The sequence below is a fragment of the Ideonella sp. B508-1 genome (genome assembly GCF_000333615.1).
Classification (GTDB): Bacteria; Pseudomonadota; Gammaproteobacteria; order Burkholderiales; family Burkholderiaceae_C; genus Ideonella.
Genome location: NZ_BADL01000505.1, coordinates 1 through 18,829, shown reverse-complemented (window position 1 = coordinate 18,829; position 18,829 = coordinate 1). Strand labels below are relative to the sequence as shown.

The window sequence follows — 18,829 nt, the reverse complement described above, 5'->3', positions numbered from 1 at the left end:
GGAGATGCTGGGTATCCGCTATCCCATCATCCAGGGCGGGATGCAATGGGTGGGGCGGGCTGAACTGGCTTCCGCTGTCTCGAATGCTGGTGGTCTGGGCATTCTCACCGCTTTGACGCAGCCCACGCCCGAGGCCCTGGCCGAGGAAATCGCACGCTGCCGCGGGATGACCGATCAACCCTTTGGCGTGAACTTGACCATCCTGCCCACGGCCAGCCCGCCGCCATACGAACAGTATCTGGACGTTGTCATCCGTAGCGGTGTCAAGGTGCTGGAAACCGCAGGACAGAGCCCCAAGGATTTCATCGCCAAGGCCAAGGCCGCTGGCGTGAGGATTCTTCACAAATGCACGGCTGTCCGGCATGCCCTGTCCGCCGAGCGCGCCGGTGTCGATGGCATTTCCATTGACGGCTTCGAATGCGCCGGCCACCCCGGAGAAGACGACGTCGGAGGCTTGGTGCTGATTCCGGCCGCAGCGCGGGTGGTCAAGATTCCGCTGGTCGCTTCTGGAGGCATCGCCGACGGGCGCGGCATGGCCGCCGCGTTGGCGCTTGGCGCTGAAGGCGTGAACATGGGCACGCGCTTTTGTGCGACCCAGGAGGCGCCGATTCATGACCGCATCAAGCAGGCGCTGACTCGGGCCGGTGAGCGGCACACCCAGCTGATATTCCGTACGCTGCACAACACTGGTCGAGTGCTGAAGAACGCGGTCTCTGAGGAGGTCGTGGCAACCGAACGGCGGGACGGCGGCTGCCAGTTCGGCGACATTCAACACTTGGTGGCAGGTGCCCGTGGTCGGTCAGCCTTGGAGCAGGGGGAAGTCGATGCAGGTCTGGTCTGGGCAGGCCAAGTGGTGGGCCTGATCGATGACATCCCGACATGCGAGCAACTGATTCAACGCATGGTCGCGGAGTGCCACGAACGCCTGAGCCTGGGAACCCGGTACTTCGTTTGATAGCGGGTCGTACATGAACTCTCGCAATTCCTGGGCGCACCGGCACGCCGCGGCGATCTTGGCCGCCCGGTGCACGGCAGCCTCGCGATTCGGCAGTTCAAGGATCGTGTAGCTGCCCTCGATCTGGCGGGTCTGCGGGCAAGTGCCCGAGGCGAGCCATCCGTCTGCCGATGCGTCGGACCGGCGGCCGCGAGTGTTCACGGTGGGCCAGTCCCGGCAAGCGCGCGGAAGCGGTCGCCAATGAGGCTGCCTTCGAAGTCGGCCTCGGTCAGCAAGCACCGGTCTTAAGAAGGCGCCGCCGCAAGGACCCCGTGCGTGCGCCTGGCGCAGTCATCCGTACCGAGTTCGAAACGCCCGAGCCGATCGTCTCAGGCGAAACCGGTGCCAAAAACTCCAGATCGAGACGCCAGCTGCGCCTCGATACATCGGCGAGTACCAGCAGATCGTGCAAGCGCTCGACTCCGTGAGAGCCACGCTGCGCGCCGCGATTGCAGCGCGGCACTTCCGGATCGCGTGACCCGCCACGGGGGACACTTGCCGCGGTCCGGATCCCGACCTTTGGGGCTCCGATTCCGTCGCGGGCCGATCGCGCGTGGACGCCTGCGCGGCGCCGTAAGCTCCCCTGTCAAGCAGACAGTTGATGCCTAGAGTCTGCGGCAGTTGTGGTGATCAGTCTGGGCATGAACTGCTTGGGCGGCACGCCACCGAGCGCGTCATGCGGTCGGTACTCGTTGTATTGGGTCAGCCAGTCGTCGGCGATGGCCTGGACCTGCTCGATGGAATTGAACAGGTAGGCATCGAGCACCTCGGTGCGGAAGGTCCGGTTGAAGCGCTCGATGTAGGCGTTCTGGTTGGGCTCTCCGGGCTCGATGTAGTTCAGGGCAATGCCTTTGCGCTGGGCCCATGCGACGAAGTCGTGGCTGGTCATCTCCGGCCCGTTGTCCATGCGGATCGACAGCGGCGCGCCGTACCACTCCACCAGGCGGTCCATCGTGCGGATCAGCATCGAGGCGGGCAGCGACTGGGCCACCTGGATCGCCAGCGCTTCGCGGTTGGCTTCGTCGATCACGTTGAGCGTGCGGAACCGCCGGCCGTCGTAGAGCACGTCGTGCATGAAGTCCAAGGCCCAGCCCTGGTTGACGAACGAACCCGCGGCCAACGGCATCGGCTCGCGCTTGGGAATGCGCCGCTTCGTCCTGCGAGGAATGTTCAGGCCCAACTCGCAGTACACCCGCCAGACCCGCTTGTGGTTCCAGGGCCGGCCATCCAGGCGCAGTCGGTCGAAGCACTTCCAGAACCCCCAGCGGCCATTGCGCTCGACGACGCCGTTGAGCGCGTCGATGGCCTCGGCATCCTTCTCCTGCGGCAGCGGCGGCACCTTGTAGTACGCCGCCCGCGACAAGCCTGTGGCTCTGCAGGCTCGCTGAATCGACAGACGGTGCTCGGTCACCATGACCGCCACCACCTGCCGCTTCGCGGACGGCGTCAGAATTTTTTTGTCAGCACGTCCTTGATCGCTGCGTTCTCCAGCGCCAGGTCGGCATACATGCGCTTGAGCCGCGCGTTCTCCGCCTCCAGCTCGCGCATGCGCGTCAGGTCGGACACCGTCGCACCTGCGTACTTGCTCTTCCAGGCGTAGTACGTCGGCGAGCTGATCCCGTGCTTGCGGCAGATCTCCGCAACAGGCACGCCAGCTTCGCCCTCCTTGAGGATCGCCACGATCTGGCTCTCCGTGAACTTGCTCTTCCTCATCGGCCTCTTCCTTTCGGCTTGGGCCGCATTCTCTGGTTTCAGCTGTCTACTTGGTGGGGGAGCTTACGAAGGCATGCGAGTGCGCCTGACCTGAGAAGGCATTCGAGGTGCTTCTCCCGCGTTTCAGCGATCTGGGCTGCAGCCGGTGATGGTCACCTTGACTGCTCGTCTGATTGGTGGAGGGAATGGTAGAAACAATAAAAAAGAGGCCCATAAGCCTCTTAGATCTTGATTATTTGGCGGAAGCGGTGAGATTCGAACTCACGGATGGGTTCCCCCATCGCTGGTTTTCAAGACCAGTGCCTTAAACCGCTCGGCCACGCTTCCTGATGAAGGCGCCGATTATGGCGCAGGAACAGCGAGCGGCCCTTCCCAGGGCGGCTCGCTGCGCGGTCCGGTCAGGCCTTGACCAGGGTGAGGTCCAGCAGCCGCGTCTCGCGGGTGGCCAGCAGGGCACCCAGGGTCAGCAGGCCGTTGGCGGCCAGGTACAGGCCGACGCCCCACAGGCCGAAGTTCTTGTTCAGGTCCAGGGCCACCAGGGTGGGGATGGAGGCGCCGACGATGGAGGCGAAGTTGTAGGCCAGCGAGGCACCGGAATAGCGCACCTCGGTCGGGAACATCTCCGGCAGCAGCGCGGCCATGGGGCCGAAGGTGCAGCCCATGAGCGACAGGCCGATGATGATGAACACCAGCACGGTCGTCGGGGTGCCGTGGGTCAGCAGTGCCGGCATGGCCAGGCCGAAGGCCATGATGCCCAGCGTGACCAGGATGAGCCACAGGCGACGGCCCAGGGTGTCGGCGAGCACGCCCGACAGGCTGGTGAAGATGCCGAAGACGATGGCGCCGATCAGCAGGATGCCGGTGAAGGTGTTGGCCGGGATGCCCAGGCCGGTGGGGTGGCCTGCGGGCGAGACGCCCACGGGGCTCTTGGAATACACCTGCACGAAGGCCGTCATCAGGTAGAAGAGCACGTAGGTGGTGGTCATGATCAGCGTGCCCAGCAGGATGGCGCGGCCGTGCTGGCGCAGCACGGCGGCCACCGGGGCGTGCAGCTTGCGGCCGGCCTTTTCGGCCTGCTCGAAGACATGGCTTTCCTGCAGGTTCAGGCGCACGTACAGGCCCACCAGCACCATCACGAAGGACAGCAGGAAGGGGATGCGCCAGCCCCAGGCCACCATGGTCTCGGCCCCCAGGAAGTAGCTGACCAGGAAGAAGCCGCCGTTGGCCAGGAACAGGCCGATGGGCGCGCCCAGCTGCGGGAAGGTGCCGAACCAGCCGCGGCGGCCTTCCGGCGCGTTCTCGGTGGCCACCAGCGCGGCGCCACCCCACTCGCCGCCCAGGCCGATGCCCTGGCCGATGCGGAACACGCACAGCAGGATGGGGGCCCAGACCCCGATCTGTTCATAGGACGGCAGCAGGCCGATGGCCACGGTGGACAGGCCCATGGTCAGCAGCGAAGCCACCAGGGTGCGTTTGCGGCCGATGCGGTCGCCGAAGTGGCCGAACAGGGCGGAGCCCACCGGCCGGGCCACGAAGGCCAGGGCCAGCGTGGACAGCGACAGCAGCGTGGCGATGGAGGCATCGCCCTTGGGGAAGAACTGGGTGTTGAACACCAGCACCGCGGCGGCGGCGTAGATGTAGTAGTCGTAGAACTCGATGGCGGTGCCGACCAGGGAGGCGATGGCGACCTGGCGAGCGGAGTTGCGCGGCTGGACAGCGGCGGCGGCGGTGGACATGGAAACCTTTCAAGCAATGCGCGGCAGCGCAGGGGCGGGCAGCGCCTGCGGGGCGGCGTCAGGGGCGTGGTCGGCCTCGGGGTGTCAGGCCGTCCGCCAAGCGGGGCGGAATGTCGGTGTGGGGGGCATTCCGCCAGTCGGCGGCGCCAGGCCGGGGCATGAGCCGATGAACCTGGCCTGGAAAAGCAGCAAGGGTAACTTGTGCGTTACAAGGATTTTACCGATCAGCCGCTTGACAGGCCTCTGCAGGGTCTCTGGGCGTGTCATCCCTCGGACGCCGCCCCTCTCGGGTCCGGTGTCAGCCCTTGCCAGGCGCCTGGGCCTGGGCGCAGTGCACCTGCACCACGTCGCGCCGGCCGCCATCCACCCGCACGGCGGTGAGGGCGCCACCCCAGATGCAGCCGGTGTCGATGGCCAGCAGGGTGGGGCGGTTGATCAGCCCCAGGGTGGACCAGTGGCCGAAGGCGATGGGCTGGGTGGCGGTGGCCCGGTGCGGATGCTCGAACCAGGGGCGCATGCCGGGGGGCGCGGCCTCGGCGCTGTCCTTGGTTTCCAGGTCCAACGTGCCGTCGGCAGCGCAGAAGCGGATGCGGGTGAGCACGTTGACGATGGCACGCAGGCGGTCCAGGCCTTGCAGGTCGTCCTGCCAGCGGGCGGGGTGGTTGCCGTACATCTGCTGCAGGAAGGCCGGCAGATCGGGGCCGCGCAGCAAGGCTTCCACCTCGGCGGCCAGGGTCAGGGTCTTGGCGGTGTCCCATTGGGGCAGCACGCCGGCATGCACCATCAGCCAGCCCTGGTCCAGGTCGGCCAGCTTGCGCTGGCGCAGCCAGGCCAGCCAGCCTTCGCGGTCTTCGTCGGCCAGGATGGCGTCCAGCGTGTCCTTGCGGTTGGGGCGCTTCACACCGGCGGCCACCGCCAGCAGGTGCAGGTCGTGGTTGCCCAGCAGGCAGGTGGCGCTGCCCTCCAGATCGCGCAGGCGGCGCAGCACGCCCAGTGAATCGGGGCCGCGGTTGACCAGATCGCCCAGCAGGTGGAGGTGATCGCGCGAGGGGGAAAAGTCCAGTTCGGCCAGCAGCCGTTCGAAGGCGTCGCAGCAGCCTTGGAGGTCGCCGATGAGGTAGTGCATCGCACGATTCTGCTACGCTCCTGCCCCATTGCTTTCAGCTCCGCGGCGTGGAACTTGCTCCGCCGCCTCCCATGGACTTTGCGTTACTTGCCTTTCTGATCCTCCTCAACGGCGTGTTCGCCATGTCCGAGATGGCCCTGGCCGCCAGCCGCAAGGCGCGGCTGCAGGTCATGGTGGAGGCCGGGGAGAAGGGCGCGGCCGTGGCCATGGAACTGCAGGACCACCCCACCCACTTCCTGTCGACGGTGCAGATCGGCATCACCTCGATCGGGGTGCTCAACGGCATCGTGGGTGAATCGGCTTTCTCGGCGGGCTTGTCGCAGTGGCTGCAGTCGGTCACGCCGCTGGTGGGCCGCACGGCCGACATCACGGCCACCGCGCTGGTGGTGGTGGTTATCACCATCCTGAGCATCATCTTTGGCGAACTGGTGCCCAAGCGTCTGGGGCAGATGTACCCCGAGACGGTGGCCCGTGTGGTCGCCGGCCCGATGAAGTGGCTGTCCATGGTGGCCAGCCCCTTGGTGGCCGTGCTGGCCGCCTGCACCGAGGCCGTGCTGCGCCTGCTGGGCATCCGCAATGATCTGACCCGCAGCGTCACGGAAGAAGAAATTGCCGCCAGCCTGGAAGAGGGCCTGGATGCGGGCGTGATCGAGGCCCAGGAGCACCAGATGGTGCGCAATGTGTTCCGCCTGGACGACCGCCAGGTGGGCTCGATGATGATCCCGCGTGCCGAGATCCGCTGGCTGGACCTGAATGCTTCGATCGAGCAGGTGCTGCACACCGTGGCGGAGGAACAGCATTCCCGCTACCCGGTGTGCCGAGGCAGCCTGGACGATGTGGTGGGGGTGGTGGCCGCGCACGACCTGCTGGCTCCCATGTCCCGCGGGCACATCGATTCCCTGGACGACTACATCCAGCCGCCGGTGTTCGTGCCCGAGACCCTGTCCGGCATGGAGCTGCTGGAGCACTTCCGCGGCACCCGTGCCGAGCTGGTGTTCGTGGTGGACGAATACGGCGCCGTGCAGGGCGTGATCACCGTGCGCGACGTGCTGGAGGCGATCACCGGCGAGTTCGGTGCGCCCACGGACGACGACGCCTGGATGGTCCAGCGCGAGGATGGCAGCTGGCTGGTGGACGGCCTGATCCCGGTCCACGAGCTCAAGGACCGTCTGCAACTGAAGGAATTGCCCGAGGAAGACCGCGGGCGCTACAACACCCTGGCGGGCATGATCATGCTGCTGCTGGGCCGGTTGCCGCACACCGCCGACGCGGTGGAGTGGGGCGGCTGGCGCTTCGAGGTGGTGGACCTCGATGGCAAGCGCGTGGACAAGGTGCTTGCCAGCCCTTTGCTGAACACGGAGAACCCGATTGATCACCCCTGACCTGCACAAGAAGCCCGTCGGCCTGGACCGCGAAAAGCACAAGAACCTGAAGCTGCGCCGCGAGCTGAGCAATCTGCGTGCGGCCGCCGGCCTGAACGCCCTGTTCCTGACCGGCGCCGAGTTCGGCGATGCCTGCAAGGAATACCCCATCCTGTTCCTGAACGCCGGGCAGGATGACCAGGGCAAGACGCAGGTGGCCCCCGTGGCCGTCTTCGGCGTCACCCAGGGCGAGAACCTGTTCCTGCAGCCCGATGGCCGCTGGGATGCGTATTACGTGCCGGCCATGCTGCGCGCCTACCCGTTCACCATGGCCCGCCTGGACGCCGACCGCTATGTCGTGGTGTTCGACGAGTCCTACGACGGCCTGTCCGAGACGGAGGGCCAAGCCTTCTTCGACGAGCAAGGGGAACCCACCGAGATGCTCAAGGAGCTGCGCCAGTTCATCGAGAACATCGAGGTGGAGATCGAGCGCACCCGCCGTGCCGGCCAGCGCCTGATGGAGCTGAAGCTGCTGCAGCCCAAGCGTTTCGACGCCACCCTGCCCGACGGCAGCCCCTTTGCGGTGGACGGCTTCCTGGCGCTGGACGAGGAGCGTCTGGCCCAGCTGAGCGACGCCGAGATGCTGGAGCTGAGCCGCAGCGGCCTGCTGGCCCTGCTGCACGCGCACCAGATCTCGATGTCCAACATGCGCCGTCTGCTGGACCGCCGCCTGGCCCTGCAGGCCGCGGCAGGCCAAACCGTCAACTGACGGACGGCTCGGAGGGCGGCAGGCCGGCCATCCAGCGGGCCTGCTCGGCCACAAAGCCATCGAAGGCCGCCAGCAGGGGCTGGTAACGCTCCGGCCGGTCCTCCAACTCGGCCAAGGCCAGGCAGCAGGCTTCCAGCGTGGACAGCTGGTGGGCCTGCCGAGCTTGGCGGATGCGGTAGCGGGGGGGCGGTGTGTCCTGCAAGGTCAGGCGCGGCAAGGACTGCAGAAACGGGTTGCCGGCCAGCATCCGCAGGCTCTTGCGCCAGGTGGCGTCGATGATCACCAGCTTGCGGATTTGGGGCGGCCGGGCGTCCGTCTCGGGGCCGAGCCCGGTGCTGGGATAAAGCAGGGCGGCACTGCGCAGCGGGCCGATCCACTCCCTCAGCAGCGCAGGATCGAAGACCTCGCCGACCTCACGCCGACAGCGCGCCAGGCTGAGGGCCAGCAGGCCTGCACTGTTCTTGGCGTGATGCCTCTCCAGGGGGTGCTGCAGGATCAACACCGACAGCTGGTTGTCGGTCGGGCGAATCCAGTGGCACACACACGCCGACACAGGCCGCTGGCAACGGAGGCAAAGTGGGCGGGAGCGAGCGGGCGGTGTGAAGGACACAGCGAATCGGGCGACGGGGACCGCCCCAAGATCGGGGTCTGCCTGTTCAGCCTCCGACGTTAAACGCCGGTTCCAGGCGGAATACAGCACCGTGGTAGCGGTCCAGGCTGTGTTCGTTGTCGAAGGCCACCCAGCAGCTCTTCTCGAGATTCTCCCAGCGATCCAATTGTCGGTACCCCAGCTGGCGGATGGCCTGGAAAAAGCCCTCGTCGTGCTGGATCCTGTAGGGACAGTAGGCGGTGCCGATGCTCTGGACGGTCCAGTAGTCTCGTGCAGGGTGCAGCGGCAGCAGATTCACCAGCAGCCATTCGGGTTTGCGGGGCAGCGATGACAGCCGCTGTGCCAGCGTCTCCTGAAGGTACTGGAGACATCCGGCGGTGAACAGCACGTCGGCCTGGGTGGCTTGCGCGAAGTCGGCGGTGAAGTGCAGGCGGCGGGCGTTGTCTCTTGCCTTGGCTTCCTCCCGACCGTTGTCGACGACAGCCGGGACATCGCACACCTGCCAAGACAGGTCCTGCGGCAGCTCCATGCGGGTGGCATAGCTGTAGTAGGACAGCCCGATGTGTCCTCCCAGATCGAAGACCCGGCGAGCGCCCTGGGTCAAGGCGCGCTGGAGCCAGAACATCATCGGGTAGTCGCTGGGGTAGATCTGACCGATCCGGTCGCGGTACATCTCGGCGGCATCGTCGTGGTCATAGCCCAATGGACGCGAAGCCGGTGCGGCGGACGCGGCGGCCTCATAGCTGTCAAAGACACCACGGCAAGTGCCCACGGCACGCCCGCTCTCAAACAAGTTTCTGAAGCGCTCATGGCGCCAGTGGCGAATCCCAGGCAGGTTGCCAATGATGCTTCTGGCGTTGGACAGACGTTCTCCCACGGAGCCCCCTTTGCGGTGTGATGCAACAGCGTAGCAAATTGTTGCAGCGGCACTCAGGTTGCCACATCCGCAAATATGACCCATTGCGGCAGGGCGTGGCGGTACCCGCATGTCTCTCCGGTCTGGGGCCTGCTTGCGCGGATCGGCACAATGTGAGGTCTGCGGCTACTTGGGAATGGTCAGAGCATGTCGGCTTCCACATCTGTTGCTTCCGCCACCGCGGAGCCTCTGTCTGTTGTCGATGCACAGCGTCGCATCGCCGAAGCTGTGGCCGGGCAGGCGCCGAAGGACAGTGAGGCCGTTGGCCTGCTGGCTGCCCTGGGGCGGATCCTGGCCGAGGAGGTTCGGTCTCCCCACGACGTGCCGCCCCACGACAACTCGGCCATGGACGGCTTCGCCTTTGCAGGCCAGGCCCTGGTGTCTGGTCAGACCACCCGGTTGCGGGTGGTGGGACGGGCACTGGCTGGGCATCCCTACACAGACAGGGTGCGGGCGGGGGACTGTGTTCGCATCATGACCGGAGCCGTGATGCCGGAGGGGACCGACACGGTGGTGCCGTTCGAACGTTGCGATCAGGAGGACGGCGCGGTGCTGATCGCGCCGGGGGCCGTCCAGCCGGGCGACAACCGCCGCCGCCGGGGCGAAGACCTGGCTCTGGGGGCTGCCGCGCTCCTGGCGGGCCGCCGCCTGAAGCCTGCGGACCTGGGGTTGGCGGCATCGCTGGGGCTCACCCAACTGCGCGTGCGTCGGCGTCTGGTCGTGGCCTTGTTTTCCAGCGGGGACGAATTGTGTTCGCCGGGCGAGCCCCTGGCGCCGGGTTGCCTCTACGACAGCAACCGATTCACCTTGGCGGCGGCCCTCACGCAGCTGGGCTGCGAGGTGCTGGATCTGGGCCGCGTGCCGGACGATCCCCAGGCGCTGGACGCGGTGCTGCGCCAAGCCGTCGACCGCGCCGATGCGGTGATCACCAGCGGCGGCGTGAGCGTGGGTGATGCCGACCACACCCGGGTGACGTTGGCGCGTCACGGGGATGTGGCCTTTTGGTCGCTGGCCATGCGGCCGGGGCGGCCCTTTGCCTTCGGGCGGCTGGAGCGCCCAGATCGCGCGCCTTGCTGGTTCTTTGCCCTGCCTGGCAATCCTGTCGCCGCACTGGTCAGCTTCCATGTGCTGGCGCGGGGAGCTCTGCTGACGCTGGCGGGTGCAAGCTGCGATGCTGTCCCGATGCTGGCCGCCCGCTGCGCGGAGCCGATTCGCAAACGTCCCGGCCGCACAGAGTTCCCGCGAGTGCGTCTATCCATCGGCGCCGATGGCTATGCTCAGGCCCGGCCCTGGGGGGGGCAGGGATCGGCCGCTCTGAGTGCCCTGGTCGGCGCCCACGGGCTGGCTGTTCTTGGACCACAACAGGGCGATATCGACATCGGTGAGTGGGTGGATGTCTTGCCGTTCGAGGGGCTGTGCTGATCATCGGCCCCAACGCGAAGCCCTGAGCGGAGTCAGTCGCTCGCGCCCCGCAGCGCCCGGTACACCGTGTTGCGGCTCACTCCCAGCCGGCGGGCGGCCTGGCTGATGTTGCCCTCGCACTGGTCCACCGCTTGCCGGATGGTCTGGTGCGTCAGCGCGTGCAGTGGCAGGGAGGGTGAGGGCTCTCCGGTCACCGTGGTCAGGGGCATTGCCGAGGGGACCAGACCTTGTCCTGCCGCCTGCAGGGCCAGGCGGGCTTCTTCCATGAAGTCGTCCGGCAGGTGCTCGGGCAGCACCTCCTGGCCGGGGCCGGCCATCACACAGGCGGTGCGCAGCACGTTGTGCAGCTGGCGCACATTGCCTGGCCAGCTGTAGTGCTGGAACAGCCTGCGCACCGGGGCGGACAGGCGCGGGGTGTTCTCGGGGGCGAGCTGGTTCAGCAGGCGCTCCACCAGGGTGGGCAGATCGGAGCGTTCGCGCAGTGGCGGGAGCTTCAGGGCCAGGCCATTGAGCCGGTAGTAGAGGTCCTCGCGGAAGGTCTGGGCCTGGATCATGTCGCGCAGGTTGCGGTGGGTGGCGCAGACCACGTTCACATCCACCGGGATGGGCCGGCTGCCCCCCAGCGGCATGACCTGCCGCTCCTGCAGTACCCGCAGCAGATGGGCCTGCAGCGACAAAGGCATGTCACCGATTTCATCCAGGAACAGGGTGCCGCCATGGGCCTGGACGATCTTGCCGACCGCCCCCCGTCGGCGGGCGCCGGTGAAGGCCCCCTCCTCGTAGCCGAACAGCTCGGCTTCGATCAGCGTCTCGGGGATGGAGGCGCAGTTCACCGCGACGAAGGGCTGCTGGACGCGCCGCGAATCCTGGTGGATGGCACGGGCGAAGACTTCCTTGCCGGTGCCGGTCTCGCCCAGCAGCAGGATGGGAATGTCCCGGTCGAGCACCCGACGGATCTTGTCGACGACCGTGGCGATCTGCGGGTCGCCGCTGTGCAGCGCCTGCAGGCCGGGCGAGACGGGCGTCGCCGTTCGTGGCGCGGGCCGTGAGGCCAGCTCGGCCACCGGGCTGTCGCCAGCGGCTCGGCGGCCGATGGGCAGGGGCGACGCCGATGCCGGTTCGCTCACCCGCTCGGCCGCGGCGCTGGCCAGTGGGCTGGCCGTCCACACCGGCCAGTTGAAGCGGGCCTGCAGGTGGAAACGCCGGCCGTCGGGCAGCGTCACCGCCAGGGGCTGGCCCAACGGGTGGCGGAAGCGATCGACCAGGGCGCCGATGTCCACGCCCATGAGCGTGGACAGGGTGTGGGCCCGCAGGGCGGCACCGGACAGGCCGGTCAGCTCCAGCGCGCCCCGGTTGGCGCCGACGATCCGGCCCTCCGGGCTGACGGCGACGATGCCCTCCATCAGCGTGCCCAGGAACTCGGGGCGGGGATGGAAGTGCAGGCGCAGGGCCTGCTTGTGGTCGTCGGCCAGCCAGTGGTTCTCGATCATCCGGGCGGACATCTTCACCAGGGCCATGGTGTGCTGGTGGTAGCCGCGCTGGTCGCCGGACACGTCCAGCACCCCCAGGATGTTGCCGCGCGGGTCCAGGATGGGCGCGGCCGAGCAGGTCAGGAACTGGTTGGAGCGGACGTAGTGCTCGTCCGCGTGGATCAGCGTCGGCACTTCCTCGATCAGGGCCGTGCCGATCGCGTTGGTGCCCTGGGCTGCCTCGGACCAGTTGGCGCCGGGCTGCAGGGTGACGCGGGCCGCACGGTTCAGGAAGGCGTTGTCGCCGATGGCATGCAGCACGGTGCCCGCGGCGTCCGTCAGCAGCACCATGCTCTGGCTGTCGACGATTTGCTCGAACAGCATTTCCATGACCGGCGCAGCATGGCTGCACAGCCGCTCGTTGCGCTGCAGGGCCAGGGCCAGTTCCGTGCGGCCGGTCAGGGCGCCGTCGGCGCCCCGCACCGGGTCGATGCCCAGGGCTTCGCAGCGCAGGTGCGAGTTCGCGATCAGGCTGGCGCGCGCGGGCGAGGTGGTGACGGACAGGGGGGGCAAGGGGGGCTGGCCTGGCATGGCGGTCTCCTCCGAAGGCCGTCCCAAGGCGGCCCCGAAGCCGCCAGTGTGCCTCAGTGCAGCGGCTCAGCCTTGCCGCTCAGCGTGTGTTGCTGGTGGCCCGCACTTCTTCCATGCTGGTGATGCCCGCCAGCACCTTCTCGATGCCGTCCTGCCGCAGGGTGCGCATGCCTTCGTTGAGGGCCTGCTGCTCGATGTCCTCGGCATGGCCCTTGTTGTGGATGAGATGTCGCATGGCCCGGGAGGAGGTCATCAGCTCGTGGATGCCTGCGCGTCCGTGCAGACCGGTGTTGTTGCACTTTTCGCAGCCCGTGCTGTGGTAGCGGCGGATCACACCGCCGGTGCCGTAGCGCTGTGCCCATTCCTGCCGCAGCGCGGCACGGTCGGGTCCGCCAGCGCCGCCCTTCCAGGCGCTCAGGTAATCGTCCAGCAACTCTTCGATCCATTCCTCGGGTGCGGGCTCGGCGCGCCGGCAGTCCGGGCACAGGCGGCGCACCAGGCGCTGGGCCAGCACGGCCAGCAGGGCATCGGCGAAGTTGAACGGATCCAGGCCCATGTCCAGCAGGCGGGTGACGGTCTCGGCCGCGCTGTTGGTGTGCAGTGTGGACATCACCAGGTGGCCGGTCAGCGAGGATTCGATCGCGATGCTGGCCGTTTCCTCGTCGCGGATTTCACCGACCATGATCACGTCCGGATCGGCCCGCAGAAAGGCCCGCAGCGCCTTGGCGAAGGTCCAGTCGATCTTGGGGTTGACCTGCACCTGGCGCAGGCCCGCCTGCGTGATTTCCACCGGGTCCTCGGCCGTCCAGATTTTGCGGTCGGGGGTGTTGATGCAGCTCAGCGCCGAATGCAGCGTGGTGGTCTTGCCCGAGCCGGTCGGGCCCACGCACAGCACCAGACCGTAGGGGCGGTTGATCGCTTCCTTCAGGGCCAGCAGGTTGTGCGGTGACAGGCCCAGCTTCTCGATGGGGGGCAGGGCCTTGTTGGAGGCCAGCAGGCGCAGCACCACGTCTTCCAGCCCGTTGTTGGTCGGGATGGTGGCCACGCGCAGTTCGATCGGGCAGGACGGAACGAAGCGGGCGAAGTTGATCTTGCCATCCTGGGGGCGTCGCCGCTCGGAGATGTCCAGGTCGCACATGATCTTGATGCGGGCGACCAGGGCATTGCGGTAGGTGTGCGGCAGCTCCAGGTAGGGCTTGAGCACGCCGTCCAGCCGGAAGCGCACGCGCAGCTTGCCGCGCCCGGCTTGGGGCTCGATGTGGATGTCGGACGCGCCCTGGGCACTGGCCTCGACAATCATCGTGTTGATCAGCCGGACCAGGGTGTTGTCCGACTGCTCGATCGGGGGGTCCTCGACCGCGTCCGTCTCGTTCAGGCGAACCTGTTCCAGGTCGGCCAGCAGGTGTTCGGTGCCCTTCTCGTCGAAGCTCAGCCGTGCGGGCTCGTTGAGGTTCACCTGTGTGGGCTCGACCAGGCCGTGGCGCTGGTAGGCCGCGATGATGGGCTGGGTCAGGTCCTCGGTGGCGGCCAGCACCGGGATCACCTTGCAGCGCGAGGCGAAGCTCAGCTCATCGATCAGGCTTTTGCGGGACGGATCGTCCATCGCCACGACCATGCGGCCGGGCAGTGTCTGCAGCGGCAGCACATTCAGGCGCTGCGCCAGTCCGAAGGGCACCAGACGCAGGGCCGCCGGGTCGACCGGGTAGGTCTCGACCTGGACGACCGGATAGCCCATCTTGCGGGCCAGGGCGGAGCGCAGGGCGTCGCGCTTGATGTAGCCCGCGCGCACCAGCAGTTCGCCCAGCGGCACGGTGCGGTTGTTGCGCTGCTCGATCAGCGCGGCATCCAGCTGGTTCTGGCTGATGTAGCCCATGGCCAGCAGGGCCTCGCCGATGCGCACCATCGGCATGCTGGCCTGGGTTTCCAGGGCGGCTTCCAGTTGCTCGCGGGTGACGACGTCCTGACCCAGCAGCACGTCGCCCAGGCGCCGCTCGCGCAACTGGTTCTGCACGGCCAGCACCTCGGCAATCTGGGCCGGGCTGGCGGTGTCTTCGGCCACCAGCATGCTGCCCAGGCTTTCACCCAGCTGGAAGCGGGCGTAGACATCGCGCGGGCAGAACATGCGCTGCACGGTGCCCTGGTCGTCCATGGGCGGGAAGAGGAACAGCCCCTCGGGCGACTCCACATGGCCCACCGTGCGGCCGGTCAGCACGCTGCCATCCAACAGGTCCACCCGGTAGTCGATGGAGGGATGGAAGTCCGTCAGCTCCGGGGGCACGGCGCCCCGGTCCATGAAGGAGGGCCGCAGCGGCGTGAGCAGGGTGATGCGGCGAAAGCGGTTGGGGCGCAGCGCCATCGCTTTGCGCGCGGGGGGCACCACCAGCTGGATGACGTTCTGCGCCGGCAGATAGGCCAGCAGGATGGCCTGCATCACCTTGCCGTTCTGTCCCTCGATCTCGCAGGATTCGGGCTCCTGCTGGGGCAGGCTGGTCGGGTAGATGGCGTAGGGCGGCGTGGGCCAGGCAAATGCCCCCGGGTTCGGTTCGGCCGCGGGCGCGACAAGATCGTCGTTGGGATCTGTCGTGAGGAAGGGCGGCAGGTGCGACATGTTGCTCATGGCCAAGAGGGGTGCACCCGACATGGAAGGTCGGCGATGTCGATGATCCTAGAGGCGCGGCGGGGCGTGGCATCCTGAGATAAGGCCAGGGAATTCCGCCCTGCTTCCCGCCACGGTCCTTGGCTTGCCCTGTGTGGGCGTCAGCGTCAGCGGGATGGCCCCTCGGCATCGTCCTCGTCCCGGTAATGCTTCCAGCGGTCGACCGCCTGGTGCATCAGCCGGACCTGCCGCAGAAAGCGGGGGCAGGGGTCGCAGATGGTGAGGTGCAGGCGCAGCCTGAGTCGCTCGGCCCATGTCAGCCGGCGGTCTTCGCTTTGCAGGATCAGGGCGCTGGCCTGTCGGCAGTTGATCTGGAAAAGCATGGTGGATGCGGGTCAGGGCTTCAGGCCGTTGCAGCGGAGCTGCCGAACCAGTTGGCCTGCAGGCAGTCGCGCAGCCGCAGTCGGGCGCGGTGCAGCAGCACCCAGAGGTTGGCGTTTGTGATGGCCAGTTCCTGGCAGATTTCGTCGGTCTCCAGCTCCAGCCAGACGCGCATCATGAACACCCGCCCCTGCACCGCAGGGAGGTGGTCCATGCAGGCGTCGAGCACCTGCAGGAACTGCTGCTGACCGAGCAGGGCCTCGGGGTGGGCATGCCATTCCACCGGGACATCGCGCCAGTGGCCGATCTCGTCGAACAGCAGGGGGTCCAGGTCCTCGGCGTCGTCGGACTGCAGCACGGTGGCCTCGCGGGAATGGCGCCGGAGCTGGTCCACCAGCTTGTGCTTGAGGATGCCCACCAGCCAGGTCTTGAGCTGGGATTGGCCCGCAAACGCCTGAGGGCGCTCCAGGGCGGCCAGCAGTGTTTCCGACACGGCATCTTCCGCCCAGGCCTCGTTGCGCAGCTGGCTGCGTGCGTAGCGCATCAATTGCGGGCGCAGCGCCTCGATGGCGCGCTGGAAATCGTCGGCCATGCGCGAAACAGGAGTGGCAACAGGCCGAGTGTAAGGAATGTGGGGCCTGGGGCGACCACCGGATGAACGGCGGCGCATGGGGCGCGGCCGTTGCCCATCTCTTTCACATCGGGAGCTTTCCATGAATTCGCACCATCTGCTTGTTTCTTCTGCGCTGTCTGCCGTGCTGGCCATGGGCGTGGGTGTCCCTGCGCACGCCGAAGCCGGGGCCAAGGAAAAGTGCTTCGGCATTGCCAAGGCCGGCGCCAACGACTGCGCCAACCTGTCCGGCTCCCATTCCTGCGCCGGACTGGCCACCACGGACAAGGGGGCCGACGAGTGGAACTATGTCGCCAAGGGCAGCTGCCACGCCATGGGCGGGCGCACCCTGGACGAGGTCAAGGCCGGCGCCAAGGGCAGCAAGTGAGCACCGGCCTGGGGCCAGCCTCGGTGGGCATTGGCTGGCGGGCCCCGCATGCGCGGGAGCTGCTCCAGCGGCGCCCCCCGCTGGGATTCATCGAGGTGCACAGCGAGAACTTCTTCGCCCCGGGGGGCGAGGCGCGCGCGGCCTTGCGGGCCGCCGCGCAGCAGCAGCTGCTGAGCCTGCACGGGGTGGGTCTGGGCCTGGGCTCGGCCTGCGGGCTGGACCTCTGGCACCTGGATTGTCTGGCCGAGCTCGTGACCGAACTGCAGCCCCGGCATGTCTCCGACCATGCGGCCTTCAGCCATGGACCGGGCACCGACGGAGGTTGGGCCCATGCGGGCGACCTGCTGCCCATCGGCTTGAACCGGACATCGCTGGCGCTGATGGCACGGCATGTGGACCAGGTCCAGCAACGGCTCGGCCGGGTGCTGGCGGTGGAGAACATCAGCGCCTGCCTCTGGCGGGACGACGATGAGATGGATGAGCCTGAATTCTTCAACGCCTTGACCCGCAGCACCGGCTGTCGCGTGCTGCTGGACCTGAACAACCTGGTGGTCAATGCTTTGAACCGGGGCGCGGCCGATCCGGTGGCCCAGGCCTGTGCCTGGGTGGACGCGATCGACGTGGCCAGCATCGACGAAATCCACCTGGCCGGCCATGACGCCAGCGGGCCGCTGGTGGTGGACGACCATGGCAGCGCGGTCAGCGAGCCGGTCTGGACGGTCTATCGCCACGCCCTGCACCGCCTGGGGCCGGTGCCCACCCTCATCGAGTGGGACACGGCCCTGCCGGATTTCGACACCCTGCTGCAGGAGGCGGACCGCGCGGCGGCCTGCCGCCCTCAGCGCTGGAGCCCGCCATGGACAAGCCTGCCGGAAGCCGCCTGAGCCCGGTGCTGACGCCGCAGGCCCTGGGCCACGAACAGGCGCGACAGGCCGGGCTGCTGGCCGCCATCCGCGCCAGCCAGGGGGATCTGCCGGCCGGCTGGCGCGGGCACCGGGGCGGGCTGCTGGCCCACCAGCGCCATGCCCGCGCCACCGCCTGTCGCGCGTTGAAGGGGGCCTATCCGGTGCTGGCCCTCTGGCTGGGCGACAGCGAGTTCGAGGCCCTGGCCTGGTGGCATTGGCGTGTGCAGCCGCCCGCCCGCGGCGATCTGGGGGACTGGGGAGCTTCACTGGCCCAGGCCCTGACCCAGAGGGGCACGCCTGAGGCCAGGGAACAGGCTGCCCTGGCAGCCCTGGAATGGGCGGTGCACGTGGCCGCACGGGCGCCAGACCCGGTGCCGGGCTGGCCCCTGGGCCTGACGGCGCTGCAGAGCTCGTCGCCGGACACCCTGTGGCTGCTGCCCCAGCCGGGCCTGAGTGTGCAGCCCTGCGGCGCGTCCGTGCTGGCGCGCTGGCTTGCCGCGCAGCCTGCGGCATCAGCGGCTGCGCAGGACGAGGCGCCGCAGGCCGGCGCATGGGCGCTGGTGCGGCGCTCCGGCCTGCAGGTGGCGGTGCGGCCCTTGGCGGCCGATCAGGCCCGCTTCACGCGGCGGCTGCTGGCGGGCGACAGCCTGGGGCAGGCCCTGAGCCGGGCCGCCCCCGGGGACTTTCAGGACTGGCTGCGCGCTGCGCTGGCCGAAGGCTGGTGGCGGGCGGTCAGCACCGCGGCGCCCGTCCACCGGCATGACACCAAGGAGAAAGCATGAACATGTCGATGATCGAACGCGGCCAGACCCTGTGGCGGCCGGTGGAGGCCACGTTGCGGGCGCTGCAGGCCCCGGTCCAACTGGCGGCACGGCTGTATGTGGGCTCGGTGTTCTTCCGTTCCGGGCTGACCAAGCTGCGCGACTGGGACACGACGCTGGCGCTGTTCCAGGACGAGTACCACGTGCCCCTGCTGCCGTCGGACGTGGCCGCGGTGGCCGGCACCACCGGAGAATTGGTGCTGCCGGTGCTGCTCGTGCTGGGCCTGGCCGGGCGCTTTGCGGCGGCCGGCCTGAGCGTGGTGAACGTGGTGGCCGCCATCAGCCTGACGGACATTGCCGCCGCAGCCCTGACCCAGCACCAGTTCTGGGGCAGCCTGCTGCTGGCACTGCTGCTGTGGGGACCAGGCGGCTGGTCGGTGGACGCCTGGCTGCGCCGCCGTTTCAGTCTTCGGCGGAAGCC

The 18,829-nt window shown here is 68.0% G+C and carries 17 protein-coding genes and 1 tRNA gene; 8 read left to right on the top strand and 10 right to left on the bottom strand.

Annotated features, from left to right (window positions below; all coding sequences use genetic code 11):
• On the top strand, positions 1-955 hold a 955-nt coding region (locus tag I73_RS20110; protein WP_022982264.1), incomplete at its 5' end, for a nitronate monooxygenase family protein.
• Between the two features lie 625 nt (positions 956-1,580).
• Here the strand turns inward: I73_RS20110 and I73_RS20105 are convergent.
• The 4 genes from I73_RS20105 to I73_RS20085 form a co-directional block, all read right to left on the bottom strand.
• Positions 1,581-2,707 (bottom strand): IS3 family transposase gene (locus tag I73_RS20105; RefSeq protein ID WP_085944624.1). Its coding sequence is split into 2 segments (ribosomal slippage): positions 1,581-2,446 and positions 2,446-2,707, totalling 1,128 coding nucleotides; the frame shifts between segments, so codons are not numbered across the junction.
• Between the two features lie 237 nt (positions 2,708-2,944).
• Positions 2,945-3,034 (bottom strand) — tRNA-Ser (locus I73_RS20095).
• Positions 3,035-3,105: 71 nt separating this feature from the next.
• Complete coding sequence (locus I73_RS20090; RefSeq protein ID WP_022982263.1) at positions 3,106-4,443, bottom strand: MFS transporter; 1,338 nt, start codon at positions 4,441-4,443, stop codon at positions 3,106-3,108.
• A 298-nt stretch (positions 4,444-4,741) separates the two neighbouring features.
• Complete coding sequence (locus I73_RS20085) at positions 4,742-5,569, bottom strand: symmetrical bis(5'-nucleosyl)-tetraphosphatase (protein WP_022982262.1); 828 nt, start codon at positions 5,567-5,569, stop codon at positions 4,742-4,744.
• A 71-nt stretch (positions 5,570-5,640) separates the two neighbouring features.
• Between I73_RS20085 and I73_RS20080 the strand changes: the two genes are divergently transcribed.
• Positions 5,641-6,951, top strand: a complete 1,311-nt coding sequence (locus I73_RS20080; protein ID WP_022982261.1) for a hemolysin family protein — start codon at positions 5,641-5,643, stop codon at positions 6,949-6,951.
• Positions 6,938-7,699, top strand: a complete 762-nt coding sequence (locus tag I73_RS20075) for a SapC family protein (protein ID WP_022982260.1) — start codon at positions 6,938-6,940, stop codon at positions 7,697-7,699. The genes I73_RS20080 and I73_RS20075 overlap by 14 nt, the downstream gene beginning before the upstream one ends.
• Here the strand turns inward: I73_RS20075 and I73_RS20070 are convergent.
• Entirely contained in the window at positions 7,692-8,309 is a 618-nt protein-coding gene (locus tag I73_RS20070; protein WP_026096983.1) for a tRNA-uridine aminocarboxypropyltransferase, read from the bottom strand. The two genes, I73_RS20075 and I73_RS20070, sit on opposite strands and share 8 nt — an antisense overlap.
• Before the next feature lie 46 nt (positions 8,310-8,355).
• Positions 8,356-9,186, bottom strand: coding sequence for a TIGR04325 family methyltransferase (locus I73_RS29350; protein ID WP_159105911.1), 831 nt, complete (start codon positions 9,184-9,186; stop codon positions 8,356-8,358).
• A 186-nt stretch (positions 9,187-9,372) separates the two neighbouring features.
• Here I73_RS29350 and glp point away from each other — a divergent pair, with 186 nt between their 5' ends.
• Complete coding sequence (glp, locus tag I73_RS29345; protein WP_051049300.1) at positions 9,373-10,647, top strand: gephyrin-like molybdotransferase Glp; 1,275 nt, start codon at positions 9,373-9,375, stop codon at positions 10,645-10,647.
• 32 nt (positions 10,648-10,679) lie between these two features.
• Here glp and I73_RS20055 read toward each other — a convergent pair whose 3' ends face one another.
• The 4 genes from I73_RS20055 to I73_RS20040 all read right to left on the bottom strand — a co-directional run bounded on the left by I73_RS20055 (position 10,680) and on the right by I73_RS20040 (position 16,276).
• Complete coding sequence (locus tag I73_RS20055; RefSeq protein WP_022982256.1) at positions 10,680-12,707, bottom strand: sigma-54-dependent Fis family transcriptional regulator; 2,028 nt, start codon at positions 12,705-12,707, stop codon at positions 10,680-10,682.
• A gap of 79 nt (positions 12,708-12,786) precedes the next feature.
• Positions 12,787-15,324, bottom strand: coding sequence for a GspE/PulE family protein (locus I73_RS29340; protein ID WP_026096982.1), 2,538 nt, complete (start codon positions 15,322-15,324; stop codon positions 12,787-12,789).
• Positions 15,325-15,470: 146 nt separating this feature from the next.
• Positions 15,471-15,686: a zf-HC2 domain-containing protein gene (locus I73_RS20045; protein WP_022982254.1), complete on the bottom strand. Its 216-nt coding sequence runs from the start codon at positions 15,684-15,686 to the stop codon at positions 15,471-15,473.
• A 20-nt stretch (positions 15,687-15,706) separates the two neighbouring features.
• Entirely contained in the window at positions 15,707-16,276 is a 570-nt protein-coding gene (locus tag I73_RS20040; RefSeq protein WP_022982253.1) for a sigma-70 family RNA polymerase sigma factor, read from the bottom strand.
• A gap of 121 nt (positions 16,277-16,397) precedes the next feature.
• On the opposite strand from I73_RS20040, the gene I73_RS20035 reads away from it, so the two are divergent.
• The 4 genes from I73_RS20035 to I73_RS20020 all read left to right on the top strand — a co-directional run.
• Positions 16,398-16,682: a DUF2282 domain-containing protein gene (locus I73_RS20035; protein WP_022982252.1), complete on the top strand. Its 285-nt coding sequence runs from the start codon at positions 16,398-16,400 to the stop codon at positions 16,680-16,682.
• Positions 16,679-17,566: a DUF692 domain-containing protein gene (locus tag I73_RS20030; protein ID WP_022982251.1), complete on the top strand. Its 888-nt coding sequence runs from the start codon at positions 16,679-16,681 to the stop codon at positions 17,564-17,566. Before I73_RS20035 ends, I73_RS20030 begins: the two co-directional genes overlap by 4 nt.
• A complete protein-coding gene (locus tag I73_RS20025; RefSeq protein ID WP_022982250.1) occupies positions 17,539-18,369 on the top strand; it encodes a putative DNA-binding domain-containing protein in 831 nt (276 codons plus the stop codon). Before I73_RS20030 ends, I73_RS20025 begins: the two co-directional genes overlap by 28 nt.
• Positions 18,366-18,829: DoxX family protein (locus I73_RS20020; protein ID WP_022982249.1), on the top strand; the 464-nt coding region annotated here is incomplete at its 3' end. The genes I73_RS20025 and I73_RS20020, both read left to right, overlap by 4 nt.